The 16,304-nt window shown below is 69.5% G+C and carries 14 protein-coding genes; 5 read left to right on the top strand and 9 right to left on the bottom strand.

Annotated features, from left to right (window positions below; genetic code table 11):
• Positions 1-22: 22 nt before the first annotated feature.
• From BKN51_RS02565 to BKN51_RS02540, 6 genes are all read right to left on the bottom strand, one after another.
• A complete protein-coding gene (locus BKN51_RS02565) occupies positions 23-373 on the bottom strand; it encodes a histidine triad nucleotide-binding protein (protein WP_101606075.1) in 351 nt (116 codons plus the stop codon).
• 593 nt (positions 374-966) lie between these two features.
• Entirely contained in the window at positions 967-1,719 is a 753-nt protein-coding gene (locus BKN51_RS02560; RefSeq protein WP_101606074.1) for a 16S rRNA (uracil(1498)-N(3))-methyltransferase, read from the bottom strand.
• 3 nt (positions 1,720-1,722) lie between these two features.
• Positions 1,723-2,889, bottom strand: coding sequence for a molecular chaperone DnaJ (gene dnaJ / locus BKN51_RS02555; RefSeq protein WP_101606073.1), 1,167 nt, complete (start codon positions 2,887-2,889; stop codon positions 1,723-1,725).
• A gap of 40 nt (positions 2,890-2,929) precedes the next feature.
• The gene (gene hrcA, locus BKN51_RS02550; RefSeq protein ID WP_101606072.1) at positions 2,930-3,955 is read right to left on the bottom strand and encodes a heat-inducible transcriptional repressor HrcA; all 1,026 of its coding nucleotides are present in this window, start codon (positions 3,953-3,955) and stop codon (positions 2,930-2,932) included.
• Positions 3,956-4,063: 108 nt separating this feature from the next.
• Positions 4,064-4,927 carry an aldo/keto reductase gene (locus BKN51_RS02545; protein ID WP_101606071.1) on the bottom strand — a complete coding sequence of 288 codons (864 nt, stop codon included), beginning with the start codon at positions 4,925-4,927 and terminating at the stop codon, positions 4,064-4,066.
• Between the two features lie 158 nt (positions 4,928-5,085).
• On the bottom strand, positions 5,086-6,582 hold the full coding sequence (locus BKN51_RS02540; RefSeq protein ID WP_101606070.1) for a CoA-acylating methylmalonate-semialdehyde dehydrogenase: 1,497 nt from the start codon (positions 6,580-6,582) through the stop codon (positions 5,086-5,088).
• Positions 6,583-6,725: 143 nt separating this feature from the next.
• Here BKN51_RS02540 and BKN51_RS02535 point away from each other — a divergent pair, with 143 nt between their 5' ends.
• Positions 6,726-8,348, top strand: coding sequence for a PucR family transcriptional regulator (locus BKN51_RS02535; RefSeq protein WP_101606069.1), 1,623 nt, complete (start codon positions 6,726-6,728; stop codon positions 8,346-8,348).
• A 59-nt stretch (positions 8,349-8,407) separates the two neighbouring features.
• On the top strand, positions 8,408-8,773 hold the full coding sequence (locus BKN51_RS02530) for an SSI family serine proteinase inhibitor (RefSeq protein ID WP_101606068.1): 366 nt from the start codon (positions 8,408-8,410) through the stop codon (positions 8,771-8,773).
• Between the two features lie 161 nt (positions 8,774-8,934).
• Here BKN51_RS02530 and BKN51_RS02525 read toward each other — a convergent pair whose 3' ends face one another.
• The 3 genes from BKN51_RS02525 to BKN51_RS02515 form a co-directional block, all read right to left on the bottom strand.
• Positions 8,935-10,500, bottom strand: coding sequence for a DUF4153 domain-containing protein (locus BKN51_RS02525; protein WP_101606067.1), 1,566 nt, complete (start codon positions 10,498-10,500; stop codon positions 8,935-8,937).
• A 69-nt stretch (positions 10,501-10,569) separates the two neighbouring features.
• Positions 10,570-11,607 carry a HAMP domain-containing sensor histidine kinase gene (locus BKN51_RS02520; RefSeq protein ID WP_101606066.1) on the bottom strand — a complete coding sequence of 346 codons (1,038 nt, stop codon included), beginning with the start codon at positions 11,605-11,607 and terminating at the stop codon, positions 10,570-10,572.
• The gene (locus BKN51_RS02515; RefSeq protein WP_168214530.1) at positions 11,604-12,287 is read right to left on the bottom strand and encodes a response regulator transcription factor; all 684 of its coding nucleotides are present in this window, start codon (positions 12,285-12,287) and stop codon (positions 11,604-11,606) included. Before BKN51_RS02515 ends, BKN51_RS02520 begins: the two co-directional genes overlap by 4 nt.
• A 241-nt stretch (positions 12,288-12,528) precedes the next feature.
• Here BKN51_RS02515 and BKN51_RS02510 point away from each other — a divergent pair, with 241 nt between their 5' ends.
• Genes BKN51_RS02510 through hydA form a run of 3 tightly spaced genes read left to right on the top strand, consistent with a single transcriptional unit; the run spans position 12,529 to position 16,278 of the window.
• A complete protein-coding gene (locus BKN51_RS02510; protein ID WP_101606064.1) occupies positions 12,529-14,100 on the top strand; it encodes an NCS1 family nucleobase:cation symporter-1 in 1,572 nt (523 codons plus the stop codon).
• Positions 14,051-14,893, top strand: coding sequence for a nitrilase-related carbon-nitrogen hydrolase (locus BKN51_RS02505; protein ID WP_101606063.1), 843 nt, complete (start codon positions 14,051-14,053; stop codon positions 14,891-14,893). Before BKN51_RS02510 ends, BKN51_RS02505 begins: the two co-directional genes overlap by 50 nt.
• Positions 14,893-16,278 carry a dihydropyrimidinase gene (hydA, locus tag BKN51_RS02500; protein ID WP_101606062.1) on the top strand — a complete coding sequence of 462 codons (1,386 nt, stop codon included), beginning with the start codon at positions 14,893-14,895 and terminating at the stop codon, positions 16,276-16,278. The genes BKN51_RS02505 and hydA overlap by 1 nt, the downstream gene beginning before the upstream one ends.
• Positions 16,279-16,304 lie beyond the last annotated feature (26 nt).

Below are 16,304 nucleotides of genomic sequence, written 5' to 3'. Positions count from 1 at the left end.
CGGTTTCCGCAGGCCGTGCGCCTCAGCGCCCGAAATGCCCCAGCTGCTCGCCACCGAGCACGTGCGCGTGCACGTGGAAGACGGTCTGCCCGGCGTCACCGTCGGTGTTGAACACCACCCGATAGCCGGACTCGTCGATCCCCTCGAGCTCCGCCACCTTCTTGGCGGCCAAGGCGATGTCGGCGAGCACCTGCGGGTCCGCCGCGGCCAGCTCGGCCACGTTCCGGTACCGCTTCTTCGGCACCACGAGCACATGCACCCGCGCCTGCGGCGCTATGTCCCGAAACGCATACGTCGTCGCGTCCTCGTACACCTTTTCGGACGGGATCTCCCCCGCGATGATCCGCTCGAACAACGTCTCCGCGTCACTCATTGCCCCACCCTATCCCCCACCCGGCCCACCCCGCCTCAGTGTCACCAGCGATCACATCGAAAGTAGCGAAGGACCCCTTCACTACTTTCAAGGTAGGCAAGGAGGCCTTCACGACCAGAAGAACAACCGCCACTAGAGGACTACTTGCGAAAGCCTTGTCACTCACCAGCCCACGACGACGCGCCAGCGTCGGCGTAGGGCGGCCACGTCACCACCTACGCACGCTTCGCTTTTGCTCTGTCTCCCGGCCGCCAACCGCCGCCGGACGCACCGTGGGGGGTCCGGGGGGCTCGGCCCCCCGGGTCAACACGCGGAACCGCGCCGCGGCGTCGAAATTCGGGACAGAGCATGAGCGAAGCGACATGCGAAGCCCCCAAATGAAGACGCCGCGGCGCGGTGGAGCCTGGGGGTCGCTCCACCGTCGCCGCGGCTCCGCCGGACCGAGGGGGGAGGTGCCCGGCGGGGATTCACGCGCGCGACTGGGCTTCATCCCCAGTGGCGCGCCGAAACCGTGTGTTGCGCGTCAGTTAACGAGAGTAACGGCTGTTTGCGTGATCGCGCCATAACTCGCCGCAAATTAGTGGGGTGTTTTTTCACGTCCAGCGGTCGGTGAGAACTCCCAGCGCGCCGAGCGCGACGGCGGCCGCGGTGGAGGTGCGCAAAACGGTGGGGCCCAACCGGATGGCGGTCGCGCCGGCGTCGGTGAGGGTGGTGAGTTCGTCGTCGGTGATGCCGCCTTCGGGGCCGACGATGAGGAGGATGTCGCCTTGTGGCGGGAGTTCGATCTCGGTGAGCCGGGTGGTGATGCCGGATTCGAGGACCAGTGCGCGGGAAACGGTCTGGACGAGTTCGGCGAGTTCGCGGGTGTTCGCGGGTTCGGCGACTTCGGGGACGTGGGCGCGGCGGGCTTGTTTGGCGGCGGCGCGGGCGGTGCCGCGCCAGCGGGTGAGGGCTTTGTCGCCGCGGGTTCCTTCTTCCCAGCGGGCGACGCTGCGGGCGGCGCGCCACGGGACGATCGCGTCGGCGCCGGCTTCGGTGGCGAGTTCGACGGCGAGTTCGCCGCGGTCGCCTTTGGCGAGTGCCTGGGCGACGATGACGCGCAGTGCGGGCGGTTCTTCGATCCAGTGTTCTTCGATGGCGAGAGTGAGTGCCGCGTCTCGGCCCGCTTGGACGGTTTCGACGACACAGCGCGCCATGCCGCCTTCGCCGTCGGAAAGCACGAGACGTTCGCCGACGCGCAGCCGCCGGACGGTGGCGGCGTGCCGGGCTTCCTCGCCGTCGAGCGTGGTGCGCCCGGAACCGGGCAGCGCGGCGGTGAGGAAGACCGGCAGTGTCGTCTCGGGCACGGGTTACCGGTGGTTCTTGGTGCGCAGCTTGGAGAACAGCCCGCCGGGCTTGGAGCCGTTCGAGGAGAGCGAAGGCACGTCTTCGCCGCGGTGCTGGGCCAGTTCGACGAGGAGGTCCCGCTGGGCGTCGTCGAGTTTGGTCGGCACGACGACGTCGATGTGGACGTGCAGGTCGCCCCGGCCGTCGACGCGGCCGGAGGACCGCAGCCGCGGCATGCCCTTGGCGGTGAGCACGAGTTCGGTGGCGGGCTGGGTGCCCGGCTCGATGTCGAGTTCGTAGTCGCCGTCGATGAGCGTCTCGATGGGCACCGTGGCGCCGAGGGCGGCGGTGGTCATCGGGATGCGGAAGTTGCAGTGCAGGTCGTTGCCCTGCCGGACGAACACCTCGTGCGGTGCCTCGTCGATCTCGACGTACAGATCGCCTGCCGGGCCGCCGCCGGGGCCGACCTCGCCCTGGCCGGAGAGCCGGATGCGCATGCCGTCGCCGACGCCCGGCGGGATCTTGGCGGTGACGTTGCGGCGCGCGCGGACGCGGCCGTCGCCGCCGCACTGGCGGCAGGGGTCGGTGATGACCTCGCCGAAGCCACGGCAGACCGGGCAGGGGCGGGCGGTGACGACCTGGCCGAGGAACGACCGCTGCACGGACTGGACCTCGCCGGCGCCGCCGCAGGTGTCGCAGGTCTGGCTGCCGGTGCCTTCGGTCGAGCCGGCGCCGCGGCACAGGTCGCAGACGATGGCGGTGTCGACGGTGATCTCGCGGTCGACGCCGGTGGCGCAGTCCTCGAGCGTCAGGCCGAGGCGGATGAGCGCGTCGGAGCCGGGCTGCACGCGGCTGCGCGGGCCACGGCCGCGACCGCCACCACCCCCGGCGGCGCCGAAGAAGGCGTCCATGATGTCGCCGAGTCCGCCGAAGCCGGAGAACGGGTCACCTCCGCCCGCGCCGCGCGCCCCGCCGTCCATCGGGTCACCGCCGAGGTCGACGACCTTGCGCTTCTGCGGGTCCGACAGCACCTCGTAGGCGGTGGTCACCTCACCGAAGCGATGCTGAGCGTCCTCCGACGGGTTGACGTCGGGGTGCAGTTCACGGGCCATCTTGCGGTACGCGCGCTTGATCTCCTGATCCGTCGCGTTCTTCGCAACCCCGAGAATGCCGTAATAGTCCCTCGCCACCGTCTTCGCCTTCTCCTTCTGACTTCGACCTCAACGCGGCTCAGCGGCCGGAGAGGATCTGCCCCACGTAGTTCGCCACCGCGCGCACCGCGGCGATGGTGTTCGGGTAGTCCATCCTGGTCGGACCGACGACGCCCATCCCGCCCAGCAGCAGGTCGTCCATGCCGTAGCCGATGGACACCACCGAGGTGCTGCGCATCTGCTCGTCCTCATTTTCCTCACCGATGCGCACGGTGATCGCACCGGGGTTGCGGGCGGCCGCGAGCAGCTTGAGGACGATGACCTGCTCCTCGAGCGCTTCCAGTACCTGCCGCAGCGATCCGGGGAAGTCCGAGACGTTGCGGGTGAGGTTCGCCGTGCCGCCGAGGACCAGCCGCTCTTCGGGGTGCTCGACCAGCGATTCCACCAGAACCGTACAGACACGGGTGAGGTTGTCGCGCAGCTCTCCCGGCGACTTCTCCGGCAGTTCGGCGACCGCCGCCGCGGCCTCGGAAAGACGGCGGCCCGCGAGCGCCCCGTTCAGCACCGTGCGCAGCCTGCCGACGTTCTCCTCGGTGATGACGTCCCCGAGGTCGACCGTGCGCTGGTCGACGCGGCCGGAGTCGGTGATCAGCACCAGCATCAGCCTGGCCGGGGTGAGCGGGACCACTTCCAGGTGACGGACGGCGGAGTTGGTCATCATCGGGTACTGGATGACCGCGACCTGCCTGGTCAGCTGCGCGAGCAGCCGGACGGACCGGCGCAGGACGTCGTCGACGTCGGTGCCGCTGTCGAGGAAGGCCGTGATGGCCCGGCGTTCGGCCGTGCTCAGCGGTTTGACCTCGGCGATCCGGTCGACGAACAGCCGGTACCCCTTGTCGGTGGGGATGCGGCCGGCGCTGGTGTGGGGCTGTGTGATGTAGCCCTCTTCTTCGAGCGCCGCCATGTCGTTGCGCACGGTGGCGCTCGACACCCCGAGGTTGTGCCGGTCGACGATCGCCTTGGACCCGACGGGCTCCTGGTTGGACACGTAGTCGGCGACGATCGCGCGCAGCACTTCGAAACGGCGTTCTTCGGCGTTGGCCATCCGCACCTCCCTCGGCTCGTCCTCACAACGAGTTTACGGAAGGCATAGTGCCCGGGGTGCCGAAGGACGCTTTCCCCGCATGACCCGAGAGGAAAGCGCCTGGTCCCCTCAGCTCACGGCGGCGGAAAGCGCGTCGTATTCGGCGTCGGTCAGCTCGATCTCCGCGGCGGCGACGTTGTCCTCCAGATGCGCGACCGACGACGTCCCCGGGATGGGCAGCACGACCGGCGACCGCTTGAGCAGCCACGCCAGCGCGAGCTGCGAGGGAGAGCGGCCGTGTTCCTTCGCCAGCGCGGCGAGGGGGCTGTCGTCGCCCGCGAGCCCGCCGGTGGCCAGCGGGTACCAGGGGATGAAGCCGATGCCGTGTTCGGTGGCGTGGTCGAGCAGGGCCTCGGAGCGGCGGTTGCCGAGGTTGAACAGGTTCTGCACCGACACGATCGGCGCCGTCTTCTGCGCCTCGGCCAGGTCGGACACGCTGACCTCGGACAGCCCGATGTGCCGGATCTTGCCTTCGTCCCGCAGCTCGGCGAGCACGCCGAGCTGGTCGGCCACCGGCACCTGGGGGTCGATGCGGTGCAGCTGCAGCAGGTCGATCCGTTCGACGCCGAGGTGACGGAGGTTCAGCTCGACCTGCTGGCGCAGATACTCCGGCCTGCCGACGACGGTCCACTGGCCGGGCCCCTGCCGGGTGAAGCCGACCTTGGTCGCGATGACGAGGTCGTCGGCGTACGGGTGGAGCGCCTTCTTGATGAGGTGGTCGGCGACGAACGGGCCGTAGGAGTCGGCGGTGTCGATCAGCGTGACACCGAGTTCGACCGCGCGGCGAAGCACGCGTACGGCCTCTTCGGGGTCCTTCGGGTCGCCCCAGACGCCGGGGCCCGTCAGCTGCATCGCCCCGTAACCCAGGCGGAAGACGGGGAGATCACCGCCGAGCGCGAACGTTCCGGAGCGGCGGGCGGGCTGTGCGGACATGGAGCCTCCTGAAGCTTCCTCGGCTGACTCCGTCCACCCTCGCTCTCTCGGGCGGTGAAGGCCAGCCTGGTCGCTCCTCGGGACGCTATGAAAGGCCCGTTACTTGCAAATTTTGCAAGTAACGGGCCTTTCATAGCGCGCGCGGGAGCGCGAAAGCGTCAGCTGTTGCGCGGGAACCCGAGGTTCACCCCGCCCTGCGAAGGGTCCGGCCACCGCGAGGTGACGACCTTCGTCCGCGTGAAGAAGTGGAACCCTTCCGGTCCGTAGGCGTGGCTGTCCCCGAACAGCGAGTCCTTCCACCCGCCGAACGAGTAGTAGCCGACCGGCACCGGGATCGGCACGTTCACGCCGACCATCCCGACCTCGACCTCGTTCTGGAACCGCCGCGCGGCCCGTCCGTCGTTGGTGAAGATCGCGGTGCCGTTGCCGTAGGGGTTGGCGTTGATCAGGTCCAGCGCCGCGTCGTACCCGTCGGCCCGCGCGACCGTCAGCACCGGGCCGAAGATCTCGTCGGTGTAGACCGACATCCCCGGCGTGACGTGGTCGAACAGTGTCGGGCCGAGCCAGAAGCCGCCCTCCTCGCCGTCGACCTCGATCCCGCGGCCGTCGACGACGAGACGGGCGCCCGCTTCGACGCCCGCGTCCACATAGGACTCGACGCGTTCGTGGTGCGCGGCGGTGACCAGCGGCCCCATCTCCGAGGTGGGCCGCATGCCGTCGCCGACGCGCAGCCGCGTGATCCGCTCGGCGATCTTCGCGACCAGTTCGTCGCCGACCGGGTCGACCGCGACCACGACCGACACCGCCATGCACCGTTCCCCCGCCGAGCCGAAGCCCGCGGAGACGGCCGCGTCGGCGGCGAGGTCGAGGTCGGCGTCCGGGAGGACGACCATGTGGTTCTTCGCGCCGCCGAGCGCCTGCACGCGTTTCCCGTGCCTGGTCCCGGTTTCGTAGACGTACTTCGCGATCGGCGTCGACCCGACGAACGAGATCGCCTTGACGTCGCGGTGTTCCAGCAGGCCGTCGACGGCCACCTTGTCGCCGTGCAGGACGTTCAGGACGCCGTCGGGCAGACCCGCTTCGGCGAACAGTTCCGCGATGAAGGTGGCCGCGGACGGGTCCTTCTCGCTCGGCTTGAGCACGACGGTGTTGCCGCAGGCGAGCGCGTTGGGCACGAACCACAGCGGGACCATCGCCGGGAAGTTGAACGGCGAGATCACGCCGACCACGCCCAGCGGCTGCGAGATCGAGTAGACGTCGACGCCGGTGGACGCGTTCTCGCTGAACCCGCCTTTGAGCATTTGCGCCGCGCCACAGGCGAACTCGACGTTCTCGATGGCGCGCGCGACTTCGCCCGCCGCGTCGGACTCGACCTTGCCGTGCTCGCTGGTGACGATCTTCGCCAGCTCGTGGCGCCGCGCCGACAGCAGCTCGCGGAAGGCGAACAGCACCCGCGTCCGCCCGGCGAGCGACGTCCCGCGCCAGCCGGGCAGTGCCCGGGACGCGGCCGCGACGGCGGCGTCGACGTCGTCCTGGGAGGCGAAGGCGACCTTCGCCCGTACCTGTCCGGTGGCCGGATCGAACACGTCACCGGATCGGTCGCTCACGCCCTCGGACGGTTTGCCGTCTATCCAGTGGTTGATGCGGTCGGTCACGGATTCCGCCCTCCTGATCGCCGTTGCCTGCTCCCGGTCGAGTCTGGGTGCGCGCGCCACACCGACGCCATCGGCAACGTGTACGGACTCCCGCCCCCGGCCGTACAGTCTGTCTCTCTGCGTTCCGACCAGGTGGGAGGCCGATGTACCCGACCGTCGCCGAGGTGCTCGCCCTGCCGGTGCTGCGCCAGGGCCGGCCGCATGTGGTGGCGGGCGCGGCGGGGCTGGACGCCCCGGTCCGCTGGGCGCACGTCGCCGAGGTCGCGGACATCGCCCCCCTGCTGCGGGGCGGGGAACTCGTGCTCACCACCGGGGTCGCGCTGCCCGACGACGGCGCCGCGCTCGCGAGGTACGTCGCCGATCTGGCGGGGGTCGGCGTGGCCGGGGTCGTCGTCGAACTGGTCCGTCATTGGAGTGACAAGCTGCCGCCCGCGCTGGTCGACGCCGCGGACCGCCACGGCGTCCCGCTGATCACCCTTTCGCGGGAGACGCGGTTCGTGTCGGTGACCGAGGCGGTGAACGGGCTGATCGTGGACGCCCAGGTCGACGAACTCCGCGCGGCGGAACGGGTCCACGAGACCTTCACCGCGCTGACGGTCGCCGGTGCCGAGCCCGGCGAGATCCTGCGCGAGGTCGCGAGGCTCACCGAACATCCCGTCGTGCTGGAGACGCTGTCGCACGAAGTCCTCGCCTATGACACGGCGGGGACGGATCCCGGCGAACTGCTGCCCGGCTGGCCGTCGCGGTCGCGGCCGGTGCAGGTCGGCGAGCGGACCGGTTTCCACCCGGGAGCGGGCTGGCTGATCACCGTGGTCGGCGCGCGCGGGCACGACTGGGGGCGGCTGGTCGTCGTCTGCGGGGATCCGCCGTCGCGGCGGCACGTCGTGGTCGCCGAACGCGCCGCGTCCGCGCTCGCGGTCCACCGGCTGGTCGCCAAGGACACCGACAGCCTCGAACGCCAGGCGCACCGCGCGATCCTGACCGAACTGCTGGCGAATCCGGTGCCGCCCGCGGAACTGACGGCGCGGGCTTCCGCGCTCGGAGTCCCGCTGACGGGTCGGCTGCTGGTCGGGGTCGCCGTGCGGCCCCGGATCACCGCGACCGCCAAGACCGCGCAGTCCACTCCGGTGCTGCTGCGGGAACTCGCCGAGGCGACCGCGCTCGCCGCCCGGCGTGCCAAGGTGTCCGCGCTGGTGGCCACCGACGACACGCTGGTGCGCGCGCTGATCGCGCTCTCGCCGGAGGCGGGGGTCGACGCGGTCCTGCGGCGGCTGGCCACCGACGTCCACGAGGCCCGTTCCAGCGCGCCCGCGGTGGTCGCGGTCGGGACGACGGGCGCCGGGCCCGCCGACGCGCGCCGGACCCTCGTCGAGGCCGCCCAGGTCGCCGCCGCGGCGCTCGCCGAGAACGCCGAGCGGGTGGTCCACCGCCTCGACGACGTCCGGTTGCGCGGCCTGCTGCACCTGCTGGCCGGGGACGAACGGGTCACCGCGTTCGCCGCGCGGGAACTCGGCCCGTTGCTGGGCCGCGACGCCGCGCAGGGCAGCAGACTCGTTCAGGCGTTGAGACATTACTGCGAACACGGCGGCAACAAGTCGGCCGCCGCGGCCGCCGCGCACACCTCCCGGACCGCCTACTACCAGCAGCTGGCCCGGATCGAGCAGGTGCTCGGAGTGCGGCTCGAAGACCCGGAATCGATGCTCTCCCTGTATGTCGCCCTGCTCGCTCACGACATTCGAGAGGCGAACGACCACACGACCGGGTGAGCAAATCTCACCCAAGCGTGGACCACAGTGATCGGGTCACATCAGCCGATAGTGGAAGTATGGCTTTCTTCGAACCGATCGGCGCCTGCGTCCTCGCGCTGGCCTGCATGGCCCCGGCGCAACCCGCCGAATCCACGTTCCAGCTGACCAGCCACGACGCACGCGGCCGGGTCGGCACCGTCTCCCTCAGCTGCGGCCCCACCGGGGGCTCACACCCCGGCCGCGGCGGCGCCTGCGCCAAACTGTCCGAAGTGGACGGAAAGTTCGACAGGCTACGCGCGGAACCGCGTTCCTGCACCTTGGAGTACAACCCGGTGGACGTCTCCGCCGTCGGCAAGTGGCGCGGCGAACCGGTCACCTACCGCACCTCGTACGCCAACCGCTGCGTCGCCGACACCGAGTCGGCCGGCGTCTTCACCTTCTGACCGACGGAAAATCGTTGCCTCGAAAGGCTTTTGTCCGATAAGGCCCTCGCGGCACACAGGTGACCGCCGGGCCTCCCCCTCGGTGGCCCGGCGGCCGCCGTTCACCACCGCCTTGATCGCCCTCACCCCCAAGAAGGCGATCAAGGCCGTGGTGTCACGGCTCAAGAACGGGGCAGGTACCGGCACCCGATCCCGTCCTTCGCGGCAACGGGGGTCTGACGCGCGAGGGACCGGCTCAGGTTCCATCCTCGCCAATCATCTTCCGAGATACCCGTCACGACCGGCCCGAGCACGCACGACCGCAGCGGCTCCGGGAGCCGGTCCGCCGCGGGGACGACGTCGGCGGAAAACCCTGACAGATAACGGGTGTCGAGCGTCTTGCCGTGCGCGATCCGGTCGATGTTACGGTCGGCGATGAACCGTTCCGGATCGAGGACGGCCAGCCCCAGCAGCGCCGCGGCCGCGGCACCGATGGCCGCGCGCGGCAGCCAGGACGACCGCAGCGGGACCAGGGACACCAGTACCAGCAGGAACACCAGGCCGATCCAGAGTTCGCAGACCTCCACCAGCAGTCGCAGCACGGTGAACCCGTACGCCTGCTGATATGTCCACATGCGACTCAACGCCGACGCGACCAGCACCAGGCTGAGCACGCTCAGCACGCCGAGCAACCCGCGCTGCCAGGCACGATCGGCCACCGACGACTTCGGCGCCCAGCGCAGCGCCGCGGCGACCAGCAGCAGGGTCAGCACGGTGATGGCGGACAGCTGCCAGAACCCGCTTCTGGCGTATTCGGCCGCCGTCAGCCCGCTCGTCCGCAGGACGTACTCGCTGCCGCCGAACAGCACGACCAGGCGGACCACGACGAAGCTCGCGAACAGCGCCACCAGCACGCCCAGCGGCAGGGCCCACTCGAACCGGTGCGCCAGCCGCTTGCGCGGCGCGTCGTCCTCGGCGGGCAACGGTGGTGCCGCCAGCAGGTAACACGCCCCGGCGACGGCGAACGCGGCCACGACGAACAGGAAACCCCAGCGCACGAAGGTTCCCGGGTTGAGCTCCGGGATCACCGAGTCGACGACGCTCGCGAACGCGGCGTCCGCGCCCCGCAGCAGCGGGACGAACACCAGCAGCAGCCCGGAGCTCGCCAGCACCGGCACCAGGAATCTCGGCCGCGTACGGCTTTCCGGCTTCTTGCCGAGCTTCACGAGCCCGCGCCCGATCCACGGGACCGAAAGCAGCGCTTCGATCGGGACCGCGAAGACGTCGTAGATGATCGTGTTCACGGTGCGTTTCCCGACCACCGCGAGAGATCCCGCGACACAGGCGGCCAGCACGCACAGCACGTTCAGCCACACCGACGCGCGGACCATGCCGACCGCGAGCAGTCCGAGCGCGACCGCCGCCCACAACGCGCTGGTGAGGCGGAAGTGCGGCTCGGCGTCACCGCGGGCCCGTTTGTCGGCGACGTAGACGGCCACGGCGAAGGCGAGCCCGGCCACGAACCAGCCGGCTCCGGGATCGTCCGGCATGGCGACCGCGGCGATCAGCCCGGCGGCGACAGCGGCGGGCAGCACCGAACGGGGCAGCGGGACGATCGACGACTTCGGCGGGACCCGCGGCCGCATAAGCACCGGCACCGGCGCCGGTACCAGCGGCGCGGGCGGCAAGGTGTCCGTCGCCCCAGGGGGCGACGCGTGCGCCTGCTTCTCCTCTTGTTCTTCGCTCATCGAACCCTCCAGTTTGCGAAAGCACATCCGAGTGGGTGTGCGGAGCCGCGGAAAGAAAGCGGAACGGGCTTAAGGAACCGGGATCACGACGCGGATGACGCAGCCCGGACGCCCTTCGGGGGCGACGACGGCGATGCTGCCGTCGTGGAGGTCGACCACCCACCGGGCGATCGCGAGCCCGAGGCCGGTGCCACCGCCGCCCGCCCGCTCGCCGCGGGTGAACCGTTCGAACACGCTGTCCCGCTCCCCCGGCGGGATCCCGGGGCCTTCGTCTTCGACCTCGATGACGACGTCGGTTTCGCGGGCCTCCGCCCGCACCCGGACCTCGCCCCCGGCCGGCCCGTGCCGGACGGCGTTGTCGAGCAGGTTGACCACGACCTGGTAGAGCCTGCCGCGGTCGGCGACGGCCACCGCGCCGGGCGGCTGGACGTCGACGGCGAACCGCACGCCGCGGCCGGTCGCGGCGGAGGTCACCCCGGCTTCGGCGGCGACCTCTTCCAGCAGCAGTTCGAGATCGAACTCCTCCAGCTGCAACGGGAACGCGCCGGCGTCGATGCGCGAGAGGTCGAGGAGTTCCGAAACCAGCCTGCCGAGCCGTTCGGTCTGCTGCAGCGCGGTTTTCAGCGTCGCCGGATCGGGCTTGGCGACGCCGTCGACGAGGTTCTCCAGCACGCCGTTCAGCGCGGTGATCGGCGTGCGGAGTTCGTGGGAGACGTTCGCGATCAGCTCACGCCGCCGTTGATCCGAGGCGTCGAGGTCTGCGGCCATCTGATTGAAGGCGTGGGCGAGTTCGCCGACCTCGTCGCGGGCGGTCGCCCGGACCCGGCGCGTGTAGTCGCCCTTGGCCATCGCCCTGGCGGCGGCGGTCATCTCGCGCAGCGGCCGGGTCATCCCGTGCGCCAGGATCTGCGAGGTGACCACCGCGAGCACCATCGCGGCGATCGTGGTGCGCGGCGGCAGCCAGCCGATCTGCCAGTTGAAGAAGGCGAACGCGATACCGCCCGAGGAGACCAGCAGGATCGCGAGCTTGAGCTTGATGGACCGGACCGGGTCGAGCGGCCTCGGAAGCGCGTCGACGATCCGGCCGAACAGCGGGCGGAGTTTCACGATCCCACCTCCAGGGCGTACCCGACGCCGTGCACGGTGCGGATGAGGTCCGCGCCCAGTTTGCGGCGCAGCGCCTTGATGTGGCTGTCGACCGCGCGGGTGCCCGAACCGGTGCCCGCGACGTCCCAGTCCCAGACCTCGCTCAGCAGCCGCTCCCTCGGCTGCACCGCCCTCGGGCGCTTCGCGAAGTGGACGAGGAGGTCGAACTCGATCGGGGTCAGCTGGGCCGGTGTGCCCGCCCGCGTGACCCGCCGCTGTTCGACGTCGATTTCCAGGTCGCCGAGCACGATCTTCGTGCCCGCTTCGCTCACGTCGGTCCGTGCCGACCGTTCGACGCGGCGCAGCAGCGCGTGCACCCTGGCCGAGAGCACGCGCATGGAGAACGGCTTGGTGAGGTAGTCGTCCGCGCCGACGCCGAGGCCGATCAGCATGTCCGTCTCGTCCGACCGGGCGGTCAGCATCAGCACCGGGACCGGGCGGCGGGCCTGGATCCGGCGGCAGACCTCGAGCCCGTCGAAACCCGGCAGCATCACGTCGAGCACCACCAGATCCGGCTCCCGCGCGGCGTCCGTCTCGACGCCGGAAGGGCCGTCGTGCGCCAGATCGACGGTGAAGCCCTCCGCGCGCAACCGCGCGGCGATGGCTTCGGCGATGGTCACGTCGTCCTCGACGACCAGCACCCGGCGTCCTCCCAGTTCCATGGGGATGACTGTAAGCAGCGACCGTGGAGACCGTTCGGGTGAGCTGTGGAGATCCTGTGGAGATGTTTCAGCCCGTTTGCCTGATTGCTACGTCCGTGTGTGTGACGCAGGTCATGCATCAGGGGGCTTCGAACGCAATCGACAGTCTGCGTTCCGACGCCACCAACAGTGAACAGTCTGCCAGTCCCACCCGCGTGACGAGGGCGAGCACGATTCCGCAATGGAGCCGACGGCACGCGGAACCCAGCTCGTGCATCCTGATGGCCGGGTAGAACTCGGCGAGGTCGAGTCCTTGAAGGACAGCCGCTTCTACAACGAAGAACTCGCCCCGGTCCCGGTCGAAAAGCGGACCTGGACGACCTACAACTACTTCGCGTTGTGGATGGGGATGGCGCACAACATCCCTTCGTACGCGCTCGCCGCCTCCCTGATCGCCCTCGGCATGGACTGGGTCCAGGCGCTGATGACGATCACCATCGGCAACCTGGTCGTGCTCGCCCCGATGCTGCTCAACAGCCACGCCGGGACGAAGTACGGCATCCCGTTCCCGGTGTTCGCCCGCGCCTTCTTCGGGATGCGCGGCGCGAATCTGGCGGCGTTGCTTCGGGCGTTCATCGCGTGCGGCTGGTTCGGTATCCAGACCTGGGTCGGTGGTGAGGCCGTCTACATCATCGTCGGGCGGCTGGCGGGTTCCGGCTGGAAGGACTCCGCCGTCGTCCTCGGCCAGCACTGGACGCTGTGGCTTTCGTTCGGGTTGTTCTGGCTGTTCCAGATGATCATCATCTGGCGCGGGATGGAGGCGGTCCGCCGGTTCGAGAACTGGACGGCGCCGCTGGTCTCCGTCGGCTTCCTGATCCTGCTGGGCTACGTGCTGGTCAAGGCGGGCGGACTCGGCCCGATCCTGTCCGAACCCGGGCAACTCGGCTGGGGACCGGACTTCTGGAAGGTGTTCGCGCCGTCGCTGATGGCGATGATCGCGTTCTGGTCGACGCTTTCGCTCAACATGCCGGACTTCACCCGTTTCGGCGGCAGCCAGGGCAAGCAGGTCCGCGGCCAGATCTTCGGCCTGCCGACCACGATGACGTTCATCGCGATCGTGGCGATCCTGACCACCTCGGGCGGCAGTGTCCTCTACGGCGAACAGATCTGGGACCCGGCGAAACTGGCCGACCGCTTCGACTCCCCCGTGGTCGTCGTGGTCGCGCTGATCGCGCTGGTGCTGGCGACCGTGTCGGCGAACCTCGCGGCCAACGTGGTCAGCCCGTCCTACGACTTCTCCAACGCGTTCCCGAAGAAGATCACCTTCGCCGTCGGCGGGCTGATCACCGGGATCATCGGCATCGCCATCCAGCCGTGGCGGCTCTACTCCGACCCGAACATCTACATCTTCGCGTGGCTCGGCTTCTACGGCGGCCTGCTCGGCGCTGTCGCCGGGGTGCTCGTCGCCGGCTACTGGGTGGTCAAGCGCACCGAACTGAAGCTTCGCGACCTCTACACCGAACGCGGCGTCTACTGGTTCAACGGCGGCTGGAACTGGCGCGCGCTCGTCGCGACACTCGTCGGCGCCGTGCTCTCGGTCGGCGGCGCGTACGGCGGGCCGTTCCCCGCCGACGGGCTGATCCCGTTCCTGAAACCGCTCTACGACTACAACTGGGTCGTCGGACTGGCGGGCGCCTTCGTCGTCTACCTGCTGCTGGCCCTGCCCGAGCACAAGCGCACCGCCTACACAGAGGAGGAAGCAAGTGAGCGACCTGGTCCGAGCCGGATTGATCCAGCAGCGGTGGACGGGTGACAAGGAGTCGATGATCGCGAACGCGGTCGAAGCCATCGGCAAGGCCGCTTCGCAGGGCGCGCAGGTGATCTGCCTGCAGGAGTTGTTCTACGGACCGTATTTCTGCCAGGTGCAGGACACCGACTACTACTCCTACACCGAGGGCATCCCCGACGGGCCGACGACGAAGCTCATGCAGGAGGTCGCCGAACGGCACGGTGTCGTGCTGGTCGTCCCGATGTACGAGGTCGAGCAGCCCGGCGTGTACTACAACACCGCCGCGGTGATCGACGCCGACGGGACCTACCTCGGCAAGCACCGCAAGAACCACATCCCGCAGGTGAAGGGCTTCTGGGAGAAGTTCTACTTCCGGCCCGGGAACCTGGGCTACCCGGTGTTCGACACCGCCGTCGGCCGCATCGGCGTCTACATCTGTTACGAGCGGCACTTCCCGGAGGGCTGGCGCGCACTGGGCCTGGCGGGCGCGAAGATCGTGTTCAACCCGTCGGCGACCAGCCGCGGTCTGTCGGAATACCTCTGGCGGCTGGAGCAGCCCGCGGCCGCCGTCGCGAACGAGTACTTCGTCGGCACGATCAACCGGGTCGGCGTGGAACCGCTGGGCGACAACGACTTCTACGGTCAGACGTACTTCGCGGACCCGCGCGGCCAGCTGATCGGCGAGGCCGCTTCCGACACCGAGGAGGAGATCGTCATCCGCGACCTCGACATGGGGCAGCTCGCCGAAGTGCGGGACCTGTGGGCCTTCTACCGAGACCGCCGTCCCGACAGCTACGGACCCCTCGCGGAGGCGTGATGACCACCCTCATCAGCGGCGGGCAGGTGCTGTCCACGGCGGGCGCTTCGGCGGCGGACGTCCTCGTCGACGGCGAGACGATCGTGGCCGTCGGCGCGCCCGGCACCCTGGGCCCGGCCGATTCGGTCATCGACGCCACCGGGAAGTACGTGCTGCCCGGCGGGATCGACGCGCACACCCATATGGAGATGCCGTTCGGCGGGACGCATTCCGCCGACACCTTCGGCACCGGGACGACGGCGGCGGCGTGGGGCGGCACGACCACGATCATCGACTTCGCCGTCCAGGCAAAGGGAACCTCACTGCTGTCCACTATGGACAAATGGCACGAGAAGGCCGACGGCAACTGCGCCATCGACTACGGCTTCCACATGATCGTCTCCGACGTCAACGATTCGTCGCTGAAGGAGATGCAGGCCTGCGTCGATGGCGGGGTCGGCAGCTTCAAGATGTTCATGGCGTATCCGGGGGTGTTCTACTCCACGGACGGCGAAATCCTGCTGGCCATGCAGAAGGCGCGCGAGATCGGCGCCACGATCATGATGCACGCGGAGAACGGCATCGCGATCGATCAGCTGGCCGCGCAGGCGTTCGCCGCCGGGAAGATCGACCCGGTGCAGCACGGCCTCACCCGGCCGCCGGAGCTGGAGGGCGAGGCGACCTCGCGCGCGATCCAGCTGGCCAAGGTGACCGGGGCGCCGCTGTACATCGTGCACCTCTCGGCGTCGCAGGCACTCGCGGCGGTCGCGGAGGCGCGCGACAACGGCCAGAACGTCTTCGCGGAGACGTGTCCTCAGTATCTCTATCTGTCCATCGAGGACTTGGCGAAGCCGGATTTCGAGGGCTCGAAGTACGTCGCCTCTCCCCCGCTGCGTGAGAAGTCGCATCAGGCGGACCTGTGGCGTGGGCTGCGCACCAACGACCTCTCGGTGGTGTCGACGGATCACTGTCCGTTCTGTTTCAAGGACCAGAAGGAACTCGGCCGCGGCGACTTCCGCGCGATCCCCAACGGGATCCCCGGCGTCGAGCACCGGATGGACCTGCTGCACCAGGGTGTCGTGGCGGGCGAGCTCACCCTCGGCCGGTGGGTCGAGACCTGCTCCACCACCCCGGCGCGGATGTTCGGGCTGTACCCGCGCAAGGGTGTCATCGCGGCGGGTTCGGACGCGGACATCGTCATCTACGACCCGTCGGCGAAACAGACCTTGTCGGTCGAAACGCACCACATGAACGTGGACTACTCGGCCTACGAAGGAATGGAGATCACCGGGAAGGTCGAGACCGTGCTCTCGCGCGGCCGTGTGGTGGTGTCGCCGTCGGGCTTCTCGGGCAGTACGACGCACGGGAAATTCCTCTCGCGCGACCTGAACCAGTACCTGAACTGAGGCAATCGAACTCAGTGTGGCGAAGC

It is taken from the genome of Amycolatopsis sp. BJA-103 (genome assembly GCF_002849735.1).
Classification (GTDB): Bacteria; Actinomycetota; Actinomycetes; order Mycobacteriales; family Pseudonocardiaceae; genus Amycolatopsis.
Note: the sequence above shows the minus strand (reverse complement) of the source record. Positions and strands in the feature narration are given on the sequence as shown.

Bases quoted from the DNA above. Each gene is read 5' to 3' on its own strand.
- BKN51_RS02565 (WP_101606075.1), bottom strand. From the start codon at position 373: ATGAGTGACGCGGAGACGTTGTTCGAGCGGATCATCGCGGGGGAGATC.
- hrcA (WP_101606072.1), bottom strand. From the start codon at position 3,955: ATGGCCAACGCCGAAGAACGCCGTTTCGAAGTGCTGCGCGCGATCGTC.
- BKN51_RS02545 (WP_101606071.1), bottom strand. From the start codon at position 4,927: ATGTCCGCACAGCCCGCCCGCCGCTCCGGAACGTTCGCGCTCGGCGGT.
- BKN51_RS02535 (WP_101606069.1), top strand. From the start codon at position 6,726: ATGTACCCGACCGTCGCCGAGGTGCTCGCCCTGCCGGTGCTGCGCCAG.
- BKN51_RS02530 (WP_101606068.1), top strand. From the start codon at position 8,408: ATGGCTTTCTTCGAACCGATCGGCGCCTGCGTCCTCGCGCTGGCCTGC.
- BKN51_RS02525 (WP_101606067.1), bottom strand. From the start codon at position 10,500: ATGAGCGAAGAACAAGAGGAGAAGCAGGCGCACGCGTCGCCCCCTGGG.
- BKN51_RS02510 (WP_101606064.1), top strand. From the start codon at position 12,529: ATGGAGCCGACGGCACGCGGAACCCAGCTCGTGCATCCTGATGGCCGG.
- hydA (WP_101606062.1), top strand. From the start codon at position 14,893: ATGACCACCCTCATCAGCGGCGGGCAGGTGCTGTCCACGGCGGGCGCT.